Raw genomic sequence first — 14,841 nt, 5'->3', positions numbered from 1 at the left:
CAGGACTCCGAGATCCCGAAGTCCTTCGCGATCTGATTCAGCGGGGCTTCGTGCTTCCGGGCGACCGCGACAACATCACGGCGGAACTCGGGTGGGTAGGGCTTGGGCATGATGACATCTTTCCAGCGAAGACGAATCTCCACAGGTCAGGAGTCAACCAAACCGGGGGCAGTCCCGACCAATCAAAACCAGCACGGGCATCCGGCGCTGCAACCAGTTCAAAATACAAGAGTGTGGTCCTTTGCTAGCGATCGCCGGGCGAGGGCACAAGCACGGAAAGCGGCACAACGTCTTCGTTCCCACAAAATCGTTCACGCTCGTGCAGAGTCCATTTGCAGCGCGCCCGAGCAAAACTGGCGGTGTCGTCGGCACCGGCATCGAGACCATATCCGTGTGACCAAACGGTCACTAGGCACGACTGAGAGCAATGTGGTTAACCACACACCCCCGCGGTGTGAAGAGAGAGAAGATCCGCCGGGTTGTCACCCGAGGACGAAATTTGGCACGGCGCCCGCCCCGGCACCCGGCCGCGCGATCCCGAACTGGTCGCCACCGGCCATGGCAAGGTTCACGCGTGGGGGACGTCACCAGGAGTACACGCGATGACCGCACCCCATTTTATTGACACTGCCCGTTTTCTGTCCGAACAACTCGAGCAAGCCTCGCCGGACCTGATGCGGCAGATGCTGACCACGTTGATCAACGCGCTGATGAGCGCCGAGGCCGAAGCCGTCTGCGGCGCCGAGTATGGCCAGATCTCCGCCGACCGGACCAACTCCCGTAACGGCTACCGGCACCGGGACTTCGACACCCGCACCGGCACCCTCGACGTCGCGATCCCGAAGCTGCGCACCGGGACCTACTTCCCGGACTGGCTCCTCAAGTGCCGCCGCCGCGCCGAGGCCGCCCTGACCAGCGTCGTGGCGACCTGCTACCTCCTCGGAGTCTCGACCAGGCGGATGGAGAAACTCGTCGAGTCCCTCGGCATCACCCGCCTCTCCAAATCGCAGGTATCGATCATGGCCAAAGACCTCGACGAGCAGGTCGAGCAGTTCCGCACGAGGCCCCTCGACGCCGGCCCCTACATGTTCGTCGCCGCCGACGCCCTGGTGCTGAAGGTGCGCGAGGGCGGCCGTGTCGCCAACGTCCACGCGCTCCTCGCGACGGGCGTGAACAAGGACGGCCACCGCGAGATCCTGGGCTTGCAGGTCAGGCGCCGCGTGTCGCGCGAGCAGCCGACTGCAGCGACGCCTGGTGTCAGCGCTCTTCGAAAAGTAGGCCAGTTTCGCTAACGGCCTACTTTTCAACGAGCGTCGACGTCGACGCATGGCTGCATCTCCGAATCGCTGTTCCCGGGGACTTATGAAAGGGTTCGTTCACCTGAGGTTCATCTCAGCTTTCCCCACCGTTGTCCCCCTTATCAGGGGTATGCCTTGCGAGATCCGTATCGTTCGATCGGAACCATATCGACGATCAAAGGATGGATCTCTTGCGTCACGCATTTGTTCAGTTCAAGCGCACATCGTTCGCAATCCTGGGTGTGGCGGTGACAATTGGTGCTCTGGGAGCTTCAGCACTTCCGGCCTCAGCTGTGGAACACCGGGACTCCACCCCGCCAACGGGCTACACGGTGTATTCCTTTGCCGCCGTCGGAGCCGAGTCCAAACCAGATGACATCTCCCGTTTGGGCGATCATGTGTTCGTGGCTTTTCAGAACGGGGTCGGCTCGCTCGGGGAAGCGTCCCCGAGCGGAGTCACCTCCAGCACAATCCAGGAATACGGGTTGGACGGTCGCCCGGGCACGTCGTGGCAGGTCACCGGCAAAGTGGATGGCCTCACCGCCGACAACGCTCATCACCGCCTGCTGATCACCACCAATGAAGACGGCAACTCCCACTTCAGCACCCTGTCCCCCGATGACGAGCACGCGGTGAAGACCTATGACTACGCGGGCCTCACCCATGGCGGTGGCACCGACGCGATCTCTCTCGTCCACGGCCGGATCGTCATCTCCGCTTCGGCGCCCACCAACGCGACCGGTCCGGCCCTGTACTTCGTGGACCTTGACGGCACGACAGCAACCCTCACCCCGCTGTTCGCCGACAACGCCCTAGCGACCGCAGCCAATGGTGCCAACGCAGGCCACAGCGTGAACTTGGCCCTGACGGATCCCGATTCAAACACCATGGTCCCCCGCACAGCGTCTCGGTTCGGCGGTGACTTCATGCTCACCGCCCAGGGCGACCAGCAACTCGTCTTCGCCTCCCGCGCAGAACCCTCAGCCACGCTTCACGTTCTTTCAGTGGCGCAGCCGATGGACGACACCGTCTTCGCGGGCCGGCCCGAGCAGACGCTTTGGATCACCGACCCGACCCACAACACTATTGACGCCGTCACTGGACCGTTCTCCGCCGGGCAGGCCATCTCGTCAGTCACGCCCGATGCCGGACCCGCCTACCTCGCGACCCTCAACCTGACCGATGGAACCTTGAACCCGATCAAGGCCCTCGCCGCCATCCAGCCTAAGGGACTACTGATCATGTCGAACAACACCGAGCACACAGACAACACAGACAACACAGACAACACAGACAACACAGACAACAACTAACAAACGCACCACGTGATCAGCGGGCACCACGACCTCCAGTTGTGGTGCCCGCTGACATTTTGCAGAAGATTTCGCTGTTTCAGCGTATCTATCGAATCTCGCCCGCTCGGAGGAAACCGTGAGGTCCTCGTTGGCGGCGGACTCTGGCGCAGGTGAGCGGAACCTCGAGCCTATTTCCGCCGATACGGAATTTGATGCTCCTATTGTTGTCAAGCGCTGACTTTGGGTTGTTCACTGAGCCATGTGCGGTAGCGCTCAGAAAGGACTCGATCTTGGGTGGCGCCGCGTTCAATCCGCGAGATGGCTTTGGGCCAGGCGCTCAGCTCGAGTGCTACTGCGGTCTGGGTGAGGTGCAATGCGAGGCGACGTGGACGCAGGTCGTTGGTTAGCAGGCCGGGCCGTGGGTTTTGCAGGACGCGGTATATTTCGCGGGCGACGTAGCGCTTGAGGCAGCGCATGATCTCCTTCTTGCCTTTGCCCTCGCTGGTGCGTTTGACGACGTAATTCTGGGTGCGTTGGTCCTTCGCCATGCGCACTAGAACGATGCGGTGAATCGCGGAGTTCGCGGCGCGGTCGCCACCGCGGGAGAGCCGGTGCCGTGTCGTCTTGCCCGATGACGCAGGGATCGGTGCGACGCCGGCCAATGCGGCGAATTGGGCTTCTGTGGTCAGGCGCTCGGGGTTGTCGCCGATAGTGACCAGCAGTTGGGAGGCTACGGCGGTGCCGACACCTTTGATCAGGGTCAGGGCTGGGGCGTGCTCGGCGATAATGCGGGCGAGCTCGGCGTCGCAGTCATCGATCTCGGTGGTGAGGTAGGCATGGCGGGCGGCCATGCGTTTGAGCGTGACGGCGGTCGCGACGAGGGGGTCTGTGATGTCTCCGGTCGGGCGCGAGGTGGCCATGCTTTTGGCACGGGATTCGCTGGTCTTGCCCCGATATTTGGCCCGGATACTCTCTGGGGCCGATGTCAGTACGGCGCTGATCTGCGCTAGTACCGCGGTGCGTGCCTTCATCGCGCTGGTGCGCGCGGTGCGCAGCACCCGGAGGGCTTCGACGTTACCGTCGCGGGCTTTTGGTGTACAGGTGCCGCGCTGGGCGAGAACAGATTCGGCGGCCTGGTAGGCGTCTAGCGGATCGGACTTGCCGTGGATGCGTCGGGCTTGGCGATTGGGCCGGTTGACCTCTTTCACCTCGAAGCCCTCGTGGATCAGGACCCGGGTCAATTCAGCACCGTAGGACCCTGTTCCTTCGACGCCGACAGCGATCACCGGTCCATACCGGGTGATGTATTCGGCGATTTCCCGGTAGCCGGATCCCACGGCCAGAAACTTCTTATCGGCAAGGTGTTTGCCGTAATTGGTGATGATGGCGACGTGATGGGTGTCGGCGTGGGTGTCGATGCCGGCGATGACGCTGATGTCGTCGTTTGTCATGATGGGAATAGCTCCTCTGACGCTCGAGTAACAGGGTGGACTCGCGTTCGCCAGGTGGGCAGACAAGACGGTGATGGGACTTCTTGGTCAAGCTCCTATTAGGTCATGTCCGCCTGGCGAATGCGTTTGATGCAAGCCGCGGAACGGTGGACGGATCAAATTAAGGACAGCTTCAAGAAGCGTCAGTCAAGGTTGGAGTCACACCATTCCACGGCCTACTTCCATCATCACCGTCAAGTTTAATGGGGCCAGCGTGAGTTAGGCGGCTAGTTTCGTCTCGTCTTCTTGTGCTTCGGCAGGCTTGTTGATCCAGGCCGCGTTAGGGATCTTGGGATCGACGCTGGTGCTGAAGCGTTCCGGGTTCCTGGCCCGGGCTTCAGCCAGGGTCGCGGACCTCTCGGCGGCTTTGCCTGCTGCGAGGCCGTAGTGGACGTCAGCGGGCGTGTTCAGGCCGATGCCGGTGTGATGGTGGGTGTGGTTGTAACCCTCGACGAAAGTGTCCATGAAGCGGCGGGCGTCGCCGAGGCTCGCGAAGCGTTCTGGGAACACCGGGGCGAACTTTAACGTCTTGAACCACGACTCCGAGTAGGGGTTGTCGTTGCTGACCCGGGGCCTGGAGTGCGACTTGGTGACCTCCAGATCCGACAACAACGCGGCGACGGTCTTGCTCGTCATCGACGTGCCCCGGTCGGCGTGGACGACCTGCGGGGTGCCGTGGATGCCGAAGGTTTCCGTCATCATTTCCGCGGCCAGGATGGCGGACTCGGCCGGGTGGACCTTCGCGCCGACGATGTAGCGGGAGAAGATATCGATCATCACGTAGCAGTTGAAGTACTTGCTCTTGATCGGGCCCGCCAACTTCGTGATGTCCCACGTGTTATGCCGACATCGGCATAAGTCGTGTTATGCCGACCTTGTGATTATGCCGATGTTGGTCTCCGATCCCAGCTTCCAGGCGGGAGCCGGGCTGAAAAGGTCGGCATAATCACAGTGCTTTGAGGAATGCCAGGACGGTGTCGGTGGGCTGGTATCGTCCGGCCGCGGGGACGGTGAGCGGGGTGACTTTGGCGATCGCGGCCTCTTTCAGGGTCATGTCGGCGTGGAGGTAGATGTTCGTGGTCACGATTTGTTCGTGGCCGAGCCAGAGGGCGATGACGCTGGTGTCGACCCCGGCGTGGAGTAGTCGCATTGCGGCGGTGTGCCGCAGTGTGTGCATGCTGACGTGTTTGCCGATCAACGAGGGGCAGGATGCGGCTGCGACGGTGATGCTGTGGTGGATTCGGTGTTCGAGCGCGTCGCGGCTGAGGCCTCGTCCGGTGCTGCTGGTGAACAGCGGTGCGCTGGGAGGGCCGCCGTGTTCGGTGATCCATCGTTTTAGGACATTGACGGTGGCGGGAAGCAGCGGGGTTCGGCGTTCTTTGCGGCCTTTCCCGAGGCAGTGGACGTGGGCTCCGGCCCCGGTCTGGATGTCGGCGATGGTGAGGCCGAGGAGTTCGCTGACGCGCAGTCCCGTTTGGATCGCCAGGGTGAATAGAGCGTGGTCGCGCTGGCCGGTGCGGGTGTGCCGGTTGCAGGCCTTCAGTAGCGCGTTGGCTTCGGCGGGCTCCAGCCAGGTGACAACGGTGCGGCGTTGGCGTGCGGCCGGGATCGCCAGGACGCGTTGGATGACTTCGGCATGTTCGTGGTGGCGCAGTGCGGCGTAGGCGAAAAGAGAGTGAATCGCGGCCAGGCGGGTGTTGCGGGTGCGAACGCTGTTTCCGCGGACCTCTTCCAGGTGGTGGAGGAATCCGGTGATGGTGTCGGCGTCGAGGTCGCCGATGTCGATATCGGAAGGCCCCTTGCCGGTCCGGGCGCAGACATAGCCGAGTAGCAAGGTGATGGTGTCGCGGTAGGAGGCGATCGTGTTGCTGCTGGATTGGCGTTGGGTGAGGAGCCGGTCGGTGAAGAACACCTGCAACAGCGGCGCGAGGGACGTCATGATTGCCCCTGCTGCCGGTCGGTCGCGTTCTCCAGCCGGGTGGCGGCGTAGGCGAGTAGCTCGGGGACGGCGCTGATATACCAATAAGTGTCGGCGGGCTTGGAGTGGCCGAGGTAAATGGACAGGGCAGGCATCTTCGCGGCAACATCGACGCCGTCGCGGTACCAGCCCAACAAAGTGTTGACCGCGAACGTGTGACGCAGGTCATGCATCCGGGGGTGTTGTGTTGGGGTGCGCAGCCCCGACGCCGTGGACGCCTGGACCCAGTTATCAAGAACAGCCGCGTATTTCAGCCGCTCACCTGCCGGGTCGGTGAAGAACGCGACGGATCGCGTCCGAGCATTGTCGTGGTGTTGGTCGTCGCGCCAGTGCGCGTAGCCCCCCAGCGCTGCGGTTGTGGTGGGGTGCAGCGGGACCAGTCGCGGATCACCCTTTCCGCGGCTGATCACCAGCTCCCCGGCGTCGAGGTCCACTGCAGCCTGATCGAGCCCGATAGCCTCTCCGACGCGCATTCCGGTCGCGGCCAGCAAGGCGAACAGCACCGGGTAGGTCCGGGCGCGGCGGCCGCCCACCAGCGCCGCTGCGGCATGGATCACCGCGGTGATCTCGAGAGGGCAATAGATGTAGGGACTTGTGCGATGAAGGGGATCTGAGAAGATCCCGCGGGGCGGGACCTGATGGATCGGATCCAGCGCGTGCATGTAGTCGGCGAAGCCGCGGACCGCGGTCATCCGCGTGGATGCCCGCGTCGCCGGCGGAGTCGTCTCCCCGGCAGGCAGGCCGCTGGAGAAAGCGATCGCGTCAGCGATGGTGATTGCTGTGATGTGGGCGTTCGTCAGGTGGGTGGCGAACTGGTGCAGCAGGTGCTCGGGCCAGTGCAAATGGGCCCCGAGCTGACGGCGCAGGCGGATGTAGTCATCGACGTCCTCCGACCAGGTCATGAGAGTTCGCCCCCGGCCGGCCAGGGTTGGGCCAGTTGTCGCAACCGCACCACGTCGACGCGGGCGTAGTTCGCAGTTGTCGCCGGATCCTCATGGCGCAGCACCTGCCCGATGCCGGCCAACGGGACTTCGGCGGCGACCATCGCCTCGGCCAGGCCATGGCGCAACCGGTGGGGCCCGAACGGCTTCTCATCCGCGAGAGCCACGTGTTAACCCTGGCCGATGCGCGCCGTGTGCTCAGGGACTGAGTGATCGGCGCGCAGCAGCCCGCATGGTTCGAGATCGCGATCGTGCCTTTTTAGGCCTGCACGGCAGGTGTACCGCGCATGTACTCGGCATGCAAACGACCCAAGACTCCAGGGAATTCTCGGCCTTCAAAATCACTACTTCCAGCGAAGTCATACTCTTTCTCAGGTTTAAGGCGACGGCGAAGTCCGCCGCCTCGATTGGCGAGGGTGCCCCCTACTTGTACTGCTGTGCAATCAGCTTTGAATTGGGCGAGCCTGCCCAGCTCAGATGGCTCGGCGGTAAGGCCTTCATCGGCGGCCTTGTCCTTGACGTCGTAGAACTTAACCCCCTGGAATTCGAGCCGCCGAGCATCCCGCGCATGTACTCCGCATGACAACACACGACCTGACCAAGCTCTCACTCTTCAAAATCACGACGACCCGAGAAGTGATTCTCTACGCGCGGCACCTAGTGACCGGCCGCGCCATGGCTTCGGCTGCCGAGGGGCTCCCATACGCACCATGCGCAGGCGTCCGGCTGGAAGCAGGCTCGCCGGCATTGATAGATTTCGACGATGACGGCCGTGCCGTCCACTTCACCGGAGGCATCGTCCTCTCGGTCGAGCAGCTGCCCGGTCCGCCGTTCGAGCCGCTGCCGTGATGGACGACGGCCTTGGCCCTTTGAGAATCGGGCTCGACAGTCCGCGCGGATTTTCTTACACCGCCGTAACGGACGCCGAGATAGTCGTCGTCCGGCTCTACCAGAACGGATCGATCAGGCTCGGACGCGGTGTCGCCAGGGGTAGCGCCGGCCCGCACCTCATCACCGACGGGAGGATGCAGCACGTCGGCCGCTTCGAGCTCAGTAAGGGGCTACGGGGTTGGTGGACCTGGCGCGACCCGGACGACATGATCGGTGCCGGTGGCGAGACCTCGGCACCTGTCCTCTGGATAGATGCGGAGCCGATGCCGGAGATCCGGCCAGAATGGCGGGTAGCCTGACCGATATGAGCGACGCGACGGGCCGCGAGCCGGAACCGCTAAGTTCGGCGCTGCTCTGGAGGTCACCACGAATACGGCTTCTGAGGCGCAGCGTACGGCCCGTGGACATCGACGCGGGCAGTAATCCGGCCCACCTGCGAGCAGATGAGGCGTGGGCCACGGCCGCAGAGATGACCGGCAAAGAGCCGTGGTTTTACACCGAGCCGCAGCTCGGGTTGGATGGTAAGCCGGAAGGCTAGAGTCCCACGTTGCAGAGCACCTACCGAACGCCATGAGAATGGCGCGAGAATGAAGCGGGCAGAACGGCAGGGACATCGAGAAATGAATGTAGTCGCGCCGAGATTTCGCCGTCACAGAAAAAGCTATGCAGCTCAGCCCACCGAGCACGTCGGGCCGCCCGGCGCGGGTCGGTCGCCGGCCGCGGCGATCCACTCCCGCAGTTCCGGGTACGCCGACGGGTTCGCGGCGATCGCGGGGAGCGGCCCGGGGTGGAGATACGCCAGGTCGGCGAGGTCACCAGCCGAGGTGGCCCGGTCAGCGGCGAGCTCGGCCGGAGTCAGCTCGAGAATTGGTGCGGGAACCGGCTCCATCAGCTGCGGAAGGGCCGCAGGAAGCGCCGGAAGTAACTTGCCGGCAGGGTACCGGGAGCGGTGCATTCTGCTCGACGAGCGTCCTCTCCTGCCCCGACTCGTCCCGGTCCAGCGCGGCCAAAGATTCCTGCTCGGATGTCCTCCGTGCCTTGTGCGCAACGAACAACACTCGCACAGCGCCCATAACTGGAATAACCGGGCCGAACGACACCTGGCTCGGATACGTCAACGACTGCATGTTCCCGGTAATGATCGACAGCACGATCACGGCAGCCCCGATCGCCATGGCCAGGACCCGCGTTCGCGTCGGAATGCCCGTCACCGGAAGCAGCCCAATCGATGCGGTCAGTATCCCCGTGACGAGCAAAAGGGTGTCGTACGAACTCCAGTACGTGCTCAGCTCCGGTCAGTCGGAAATCTGCGCTTTCGACCCGCTGACATCACAGAATCGTGAAGAGCGCTGACGGGAATTCGTCAAGCTGCCGCTCGTTCGCGATCACTGCTTCCGACTCCCCACTCACGAGAGCGCCCTGTCTAACCACGCCGTGAGTGACGCGCAAGACGTCTGTACCGTCGGTCCCCAACACCAGGGCTACCGCTTCGAGCGCGTCAGAGTCTCTGGCCGGACCGAACCCTTCCAGATAGATTTGGTTGATGAAGGCGCGAGCTGAGCTCGCTGCCAACGACTTTTTGAGAATGTCGATCTCATTGATTCCACTGGCCAGAGTGACGACCACTGTCACGGTATCCGAGGATTTGGTTGCGGGAGAGAAGACCGCGATAGAGGAACCCGTCACAGTCAGTGGGTCAGACGCATCTGCGATATAGACGTACAGCAGTGGCCGTTGTCCAACTGCAGAACCGACTGCGACAAGCAACTCGGGCGCGAGACGAGAGTCACCGGGACTATTAGCGCTGAGCAGGCTGCGAACGGCAAGGGAACGGTAGCCTCGCGCGGAGGCTTTCAACAAGTCTGCGGCGTCCGAAGCCGAAACGGTCGGTAGATTGCCCAACCATTCGGACCTCTGCTCAACGGCAACGGCAACCAACTCGTCGTCGGTCAGTACTATGGTCATGAATTTCCCCTCAATGGGTCGTGCAGAATAGGCGAGCTCAGGACTACTAAAGTGCAAGCTGACTACAGCAGCCAGCCGACCAGCTTTGACCCGACTTGGAAGGTGGCCTTACCGATTTCCTCGATCACGGCGCCCGGATTGGTCGCGGCAAAGTTTGCGTTGTTGTCAATCGTTGCCTGCGAGAAATCAGCCTTGCTTCCTTCGCGCCAGACCTCGGACCAAACTTTGACGTTGGCCCCCAACAGCCGGGAAACAGGATCCCCATTGGCCTTGAGTCCTTTGGAAATCCAATCGGCAGCGTCATAGCCATCAAACGTCCCGTTCTGAATCTTGTCGACGTCATGCGCAACATCCATGAAATTCGATAGGACACTGAGTCCAGGAATATCCCGTACCGCACCTATTGAGGCCAGCAGGTCCCACGGTTTGATTCGACCCGGAACTTCGCCTTCCCGAATCGCATCGATGAGATCTTGAACGCTCCTATTGGCATTCGAAGCGAAGAAACTCCTCAGGATGTCCTCCGGGATGCGGCCAGCGGTCGCCCACATCGTCCTCAAATCCGAGATACCACCGATGGGGAATGCGGCTCGGCTCGACCCTGAACTGGGCCCGTCGCTGCGGCTCGCGTCTTCCTGCTCCTGCGCGTTCTTGCGCAGCTTCGTCGCGCTCTCGGCGAGCAGGTGCGCAGCGGATGCGACGCACACGCTGTGCTCGCTGTCCCACTGCATCCGGAACTGGGTGGCCACGGGCCCGACCCAGGCGTTGATCTTGATCTGGTTGCCGACCGTCATCCGGTCACGCTCCAGGCGATCGCTCGCATCACTGAAGACCTTCGCGAGCGCTCGCAGCTGCTCGACGTCGGCCCCGTACATTCCTGCCATGCTCATCCCCTGTCGCGTGCGCGGCCTTGATTCGATGATTCACTCGGAGTGCGGCCGCCGCGGGCCGCACTCCACTGAGGGGTCCGACTAGCCGCGGGAAACTTCTTCCTGCGCCTGGGCGTTGGCCTGAGCCTTCTGGGAGGCGTTCTTCAGGGCTTCGATGACCTGACGCAGCGCCGTCGTGTGCTGGCCGGACCAGTCGCTGCGGAAAGACTCCGAGTCGGGGCCCGTCCACTGCGTGTTGCCGAGCGTGTTCGTGAGGGTGGAAAGTACCGACTCGATGTCGCCCGCCTTCTGCGAGAGCTGACCACTGAGCTGGCGAACCTGTTCTACATCAAGACCCCATACGGCCATTTTTCATTCCCCTTTTCTTTGTCGGAATCCGGAACATCCGGAGCCGGTTTTCTGCAGTTCGGCTGTGTGCCTAGTGCAAAGCTAGGTGCGCGGCCCGGTACGCGTCGATGGGGTCAATTCCCCATGCCGTGCGGGCCTCATGGCTGACCCAGGGCGATCTGCAGGCGTGCCGACCGGCCGCCGCCGACCAGGAAGCCCCGGCCCGGTGGGAAGTCGCCGCGCTTGAGCCGGCCTAGCGAGGTGCCGAGCAGGGTGTCCCCGTCCATGTCGCCGGGCATCAGAAGCAAGCCGCGACGGCCGGCCTTGAATGCGGCGGCGAGCGTCCAGGCCTGCGACCAGGTGGAGCTCTCCGCCTCCCCCACCACGAAGAGTTCGGCCCGCACCGCGAGCTTGATCAACCGGTCGAGCGGATGCTCGGCATCCGTGCCCGTGAAATCGGTGATGCCCTCGATCAGCAGGGCGAGCTCACCGGGGGCGAACTCGTTCTCCTCGATGCGGTCGGTGAGCCGGGTGACCGAAGCCACCACGTCGTCGATGGAGTCGGCGACCTCTTCCCAGCCCGGAGTCTGGCTGAGCGCAGTCCGGCGGGCGCTGAACAGCACGAGCGCGGGTCGCCGGCGAACACGGCGGAGCGAAGCGGCGAAGGTCGCGAGCGCGGTCGTGCGCCCGCTGCCGGGAGGACCGGAAATGAGGAAAGCACCGCGGGTGACGATGCCGAGAGGGGCCAGGCCCTCATCGCCAATACCGACGACCGCCAGGCCGTTGACATCGAGGACCGGCAGTCCGCCCAGGGTCGTGCTCTCGGGGAGCCGACCGACCGGAGGAGCCTCGGCGACGCCCTGGCGACGCATGCTCGCCGCCAGCCGCTGCACCTCGCGGGACTGCACGGCAAGGTTCGAACTCGCCCCAAGGATCGCCAGCTGCACTTCATTTCCATCGATAATGCCGCGACCGGGTGGCGAGGTGACGTCGAGCACGTCCTTGGCAGCCCCAAGAAGCATGTACTCCTCCTCGGTCGCCTGGCGCAGTACGAGGCGTTTCTGCACGGTAGAGCTGATCGAGTTCGGCACGGCGTTTGCCCGGTCTCCTGTCATGACCACATGCACGCCGAGCGGGCGACCGTCGGCCGCAATCTGAGCGAAGACGGTGAACCACTGGGAATTGGAGGCGAACTCGTAGGACTCCCGGAACGCGCCGATCCCGTCCACGAGCAGCAGGATGCGAGGTTCGTCCGGGAGGTTCGCCAACAGGCGGTACTCGCCGATGCTGCCGGCGCGCACCGCCGCGTAACGCACTGCACGGTCGTCGACCAGATCGCGCAGGGTGCGCAGAAGGCGGATGACGCGTTCATCGTCGTCCCCGGAGATGATCGCTCCCACGTGGGGCAGGTCTTCGAGCATTCGCAGCCCGCCGGCACCGAAGTCGAGGCCGTAGACCTGGATCGGGCCGCCGAGCGATGTGACCGCCGCGGCCACGGCGAGCGCCCGGAGCGCCGCGCTCTTGCCTGCGCCGCCGGCGCCATAAATGGCCATGTTGCCGTCACGGTCGGGCTCGTAGTACATCGTGGGCTGCGACTGGGTCTTCGGATCGTCGATCACGCCGAGCAGCAGGCGCTCGTCGGTGCGAGGATGCGGAAGCTCCATGAAGTCATAGACGGCCCGGAGCTCGTCGAGCCACGGTTTGCGCGGTTCGGGAACGGCCGCCTTCGCAGCGGCAGCGGTGATCGTGACCACCATGCGGGCGATGTCGTTCGGGCCGGGATCGCGCACTTCCGCGATCGTCGGCTCTGGGAGATCCCAGGGCGTGCTCGTGCCGAAGTTGAGCGCGTGCACGTCGATGCGGGGCCGCGCGGGCGCGTCGGTCGTCCACCCGCCGTCGTACCCGGTCTGGAAGGCAGCGATGCGGCCGGGCCCCGTCTTCGCCGCGCCCCGGCCCGGAATCGACGGGTCGAAATGCGCGGCCATCGGCGTGCCGAGGATGTCGCTCGAGTCTTCGGCGTCGGCCATCCGCAGTGCGATCCGCAGCGGGGTATTGGCCCGGAGGTTGTCCTTGATCACGCCGGCGGGTCGCTGGGTGGCGAGGATGAGGTGCAGTCCGAGGGAACGTCCGCGCTGGGCCACGTCCACGACGCCGTCGACGAACTCGGGCATCTCCTGGGCGAGGGCGGCGAACTCGTCGACGATGATCAGCAGGCTCGGCGGCGTCTCGGGGTCACCGGTCTTCTCGAGCGACACCAGGTCCTTGGCCTTCTTGCGGTTGAGCAGGTGCTCGCGGTACCGCAGCTCGGCACGCAACGAGGTGAGTGCCCGCCGCACGAGGTGCGGCGACAGGTCGGTCACAAGTCCGACGGTGTGCGGCAGCTGCACGCAGTCGGCGAAAGCCGCGCCGCCCTTGTAGTCCACGAAGAGGAACGTGACCCGGTCGGGGCTGTGCGCGGCGGCCATTCCCAGCACCCACGCCTGAAGGAACTCACTCTTGCCCGCTCCGGTCGTGCCGCCGACGAGAGCGTGCGGGCCCTGGGTACGGAGGTCGAGATAGAACGGTTCCGCGCCGGCATGACCCACGAGGGCGCGCAGGTTGCCCTCCTTCTTGCGACGCTGCGGCGGCGAACCGTCGCGCAGGGTCAGGGAGTTGTTCTCCCGCCACCGCTCAACCACGGCATCCGGCTGGCGCACCAGGTCGAGAGGGAGCCGGTCGACTCCCTCAGGAAGTACATGCGCGGTACCTTCCTGAAATCCGACAAGAAGTCATCGAGCTCGCAATCTGACTCAGTGGACGGTTCCATCGCGCGAGCAGATAGTTCCGGTCGGGATGGTGTTCAGAGCGGAACGTGCTCGACAAAGACACCGCACCGCTGGCACGTTGGTGGCGCCGGGAAGACCAGGTCTGTTCCGTCATGGAAGCACTCCGGGCAGTCGTACGAGCTGTAAAACGTGTCGTCCGAGGAGGACGGGACGCTGGGTGCCCGCAGGTGAGGCCACGGCCAATGTGCCGCCGCCGCCCGAAGAGCGTCAGAGAAGTCGTTGGCCAGGTTCGAGTATTCGTTCGCCAATGCGCGGTAGCGGTCCTCGCTGCATCCGCGGTAAACCCGGGCGTCATAGTGGTAGGCAATTTCCCGGAGTTCGTGAATTCGTGAATTCATTCTCTGAAGCTTGGTGATGTGCGCGTCTATCTCGGTTCTCATTGTGTGAGTCCTTCTTGGGTGGGTTGGGGTAAAACCTCGATAGGTTCGACGGGTTGCTCATCATCAGGACTCGCCCCGCTTGCTGCCTCAGCTGGGGTTGCGCCAGATCGGAACACTGCCATTTCGGCGGTTTGGTCAATCACGAGCTCGCGGTATTCACCGGTGAGCTCGTCGGCTAACGTCCATGCGATGTTGTCGGCGCCAGGAAGCGATGCGTTGTACACGTCGAGACCGAACGTCTTGCCAATGCCGTATGCGATCGAGTGGAGCTCGTCGTGGACATCGGAGAGATCGAACTCGCCGTCGACGAAATCGTCAGACGTTACCCGGACCGTTCGACAGACGGGGCTCTCGACCACACCGATCCTGAGTTCAGCTGCCGGAGGGCTGGCTCCTTCAACTACTTCGACCTTGGCAAAAAGAGTGACTGTTCGTCCGCTGCGCGTTCTCAGGTAGACGTCGTTCTCAACCACTTCTAGGCGAGAGATGACGTTGCATTTCATGTGCGTTCCTTCTGATCGATGTCTTCTGGAGGCGCCTCGCCTCCTCAGTTAGTAGTGG

17 protein-coding genes and 2 pseudogenes are annotated in these 14,841 nt (G+C 63.6%); 7 read left to right on the top strand and 12 right to left on the bottom strand.

Annotated elements, in window-relative coordinates:
* Nucleotides 1-110: transposase (locus QN357_RS19525; RefSeq protein ID WP_416347608.1), on the bottom strand; the 110-nt coding region annotated here is incomplete at its 3' end.
* Nucleotides 111-602: 492 nt separating this feature from the next.
* Between QN357_RS19525 and QN357_RS06000 the strand changes: the two genes are divergently transcribed.
* Together QN357_RS06000 and QN357_RS05995 are read left to right on the top strand one after the other, a co-directional pair.
* The gene (locus tag QN357_RS06000; protein ID WP_416172946.1) at nt 603-1,292 is read left to right on the top strand and encodes an IS256 family transposase; all 690 of its coding nucleotides are present in this window, start codon (nt 603-605) and stop codon (nt 1,290-1,292) included.
* Between the two features lie 410 nt (nt 1,293-1,702).
* Entirely contained in the window at nt 1,703-2,611 is a 909-nt protein-coding gene (locus QN357_RS05995; RefSeq protein ID WP_322137453.1) for a hypothetical protein, read from the top strand.
* 209 nt (nt 2,612-2,820) lie between these two features.
* Here the strand turns inward: QN357_RS05995 and QN357_RS05990 are convergent, their stop codons facing one another.
* The 5 genes and pseudogenes from QN357_RS05990 to QN357_RS05970 all read right to left on the bottom strand — a co-directional run bounded on the left by QN357_RS05990 (nt 2,821) and on the right by QN357_RS05970 (nt 7,169).
* Entirely contained in the window at nt 2,821-4,044 is a 1,224-nt protein-coding gene (locus tag QN357_RS05990; protein WP_323504674.1) for an IS110 family transposase, read from the bottom strand.
* Nucleotides 4,045-4,302: 258 nt separating this feature from the next.
* Nucleotides 4,303-4,920, bottom strand: a pseudogene (locus tag QN357_RS05985) (transposase); the annotation flags it as partial.
* 109 nt (nt 4,921-5,029) lie between these two features.
* Nucleotides 5,030-6,022, bottom strand: coding sequence for a tyrosine-type recombinase/integrase (locus tag QN357_RS05980; protein WP_323504673.1), 993 nt, complete (start codon nt 6,020-6,022; stop codon nt 5,030-5,032).
* Nucleotides 6,019-6,963 (bottom strand): tyrosine-type recombinase/integrase, encoded by a 945-nt coding sequence (locus QN357_RS05975; RefSeq protein ID WP_322188009.1) that lies wholly within the window; start codon nt 6,961-6,963, stop codon nt 6,019-6,021. Before QN357_RS05975 ends, QN357_RS05980 begins: the two co-directional genes overlap by 4 nt.
* Nucleotides 6,960-7,169, bottom strand: coding sequence for a tyrosine-type recombinase/integrase (locus QN357_RS05970; protein ID WP_322137458.1), 210 nt, complete (start codon nt 7,167-7,169; stop codon nt 6,960-6,962). The genes QN357_RS05975 and QN357_RS05970 overlap by 4 nt, the downstream gene beginning before the upstream one ends.
* Nucleotides 7,170-7,300: 131 nt before the next feature.
* Here QN357_RS05970 and QN357_RS05965 point away from each other — a divergent pair, with 131 nt between their 5' ends.
* The 4 genes from QN357_RS05965 to QN357_RS05950 all read left to right on the top strand — a co-directional run bounded on the left by QN357_RS05965 (nt 7,301) and on the right by QN357_RS05950 (nt 8,431).
* A complete protein-coding gene (locus QN357_RS05965; RefSeq protein WP_322137459.1) occupies nt 7,301-7,585 on the top strand; it encodes a hypothetical protein in 285 nt (94 codons plus the stop codon).
* Nucleotides 7,582-7,851 carry a hypothetical protein gene (locus tag QN357_RS05960; RefSeq protein ID WP_322137460.1) on the top strand — a complete coding sequence of 90 codons (270 nt, stop codon included), beginning with the start codon at nt 7,582-7,584 and terminating at the stop codon, nt 7,849-7,851. The genes QN357_RS05965 and QN357_RS05960 overlap by 4 nt, the downstream gene beginning before the upstream one ends.
* Complete coding sequence (locus QN357_RS05955; protein WP_322137461.1) at nt 7,851-8,192, top strand: hypothetical protein; 342 nt, start codon at nt 7,851-7,853, stop codon at nt 8,190-8,192. Before QN357_RS05960 ends, QN357_RS05955 begins: the two co-directional genes overlap by 1 nt.
* Before the next feature lie 101 nt (nt 8,193-8,293).
* Complete coding sequence (locus QN357_RS05950; RefSeq protein WP_322137462.1) at nt 8,294-8,431, top strand: hypothetical protein; 138 nt, start codon at nt 8,294-8,296, stop codon at nt 8,429-8,431.
* 132 nt (nt 8,432-8,563) lie between these two features.
* On the opposite strand, the gene QN357_RS05945 is transcribed toward QN357_RS05950, so the two are convergent.
* A complete protein-coding gene (locus QN357_RS05945) occupies nt 8,564-8,848 on the bottom strand; it encodes a hypothetical protein (RefSeq protein WP_322137463.1) in 285 nt (94 codons plus the stop codon).
* A gap of 182 nt (nt 8,849-9,030) precedes the next feature.
* Between QN357_RS05945 and QN357_RS05940 the strand changes: the two genes are divergently transcribed.
* Nucleotides 9,031-9,246: a hypothetical protein gene (locus tag QN357_RS05940; protein WP_322137464.1), complete on the top strand. Its 216-nt coding sequence runs from the start codon at nt 9,031-9,033 to the stop codon at nt 9,244-9,246.
* On the opposite strand, the gene QN357_RS05935 is transcribed toward QN357_RS05940, so the two are convergent.
* The 5 genes and pseudogenes from QN357_RS05935 to QN357_RS05915 all read right to left on the bottom strand — a co-directional run bounded on the left by QN357_RS05935 (nt 9,223) and on the right by QN357_RS05915 (nt 14,783).
* Complete coding sequence (locus QN357_RS05935; RefSeq protein WP_322137465.1) at nt 9,223-9,858, bottom strand: hypothetical protein; 636 nt, start codon at nt 9,856-9,858, stop codon at nt 9,223-9,225. The two genes, QN357_RS05940 and QN357_RS05935, sit on opposite strands and share 24 nt — an antisense overlap.
* 62 nt (nt 9,859-9,920) lie before the next feature.
* On the bottom strand, nt 9,921-10,742 hold the full coding sequence (locus QN357_RS05930; protein ID WP_322137466.1) for a hypothetical protein: 822 nt from the start codon (nt 10,740-10,742) through the stop codon (nt 9,921-9,923).
* An 87-nt stretch (nt 10,743-10,829) separates the two neighbouring features.
* Nucleotides 10,830-11,096, bottom strand: coding sequence for a WXG100 family type VII secretion target (locus tag QN357_RS05925; RefSeq protein WP_322137467.1), 267 nt, complete (start codon nt 11,094-11,096; stop codon nt 10,830-10,832).
* A 137-nt stretch (nt 11,097-11,233) separates the two neighbouring features.
* Nucleotides 11,234-13,807: pseudogene (locus QN357_RS05920) on the bottom strand (FtsK/SpoIIIE domain-containing protein); the annotation flags it as partial.
* 469 nt (nt 13,808-14,276) lie between these two features.
* Entirely contained in the window at nt 14,277-14,783 is a 507-nt protein-coding gene (locus QN357_RS05915; protein ID WP_322137468.1) for a hypothetical protein, read from the bottom strand.
* Nucleotides 14,784-14,841: the final 58 nt, after the last annotated feature.

This window comes from Cryobacterium sp. RTC2.1 (assembly GCF_035018685.1).
Taxonomy (GTDB): domain Bacteria; phylum Actinomycetota; class Actinomycetes; order Actinomycetales; family Microbacteriaceae; genus Cryobacterium; species Cryobacterium glucosi.
Note: the sequence above shows the minus strand (reverse complement) of the source record. Positions and strands in the feature narration are given on the sequence as shown.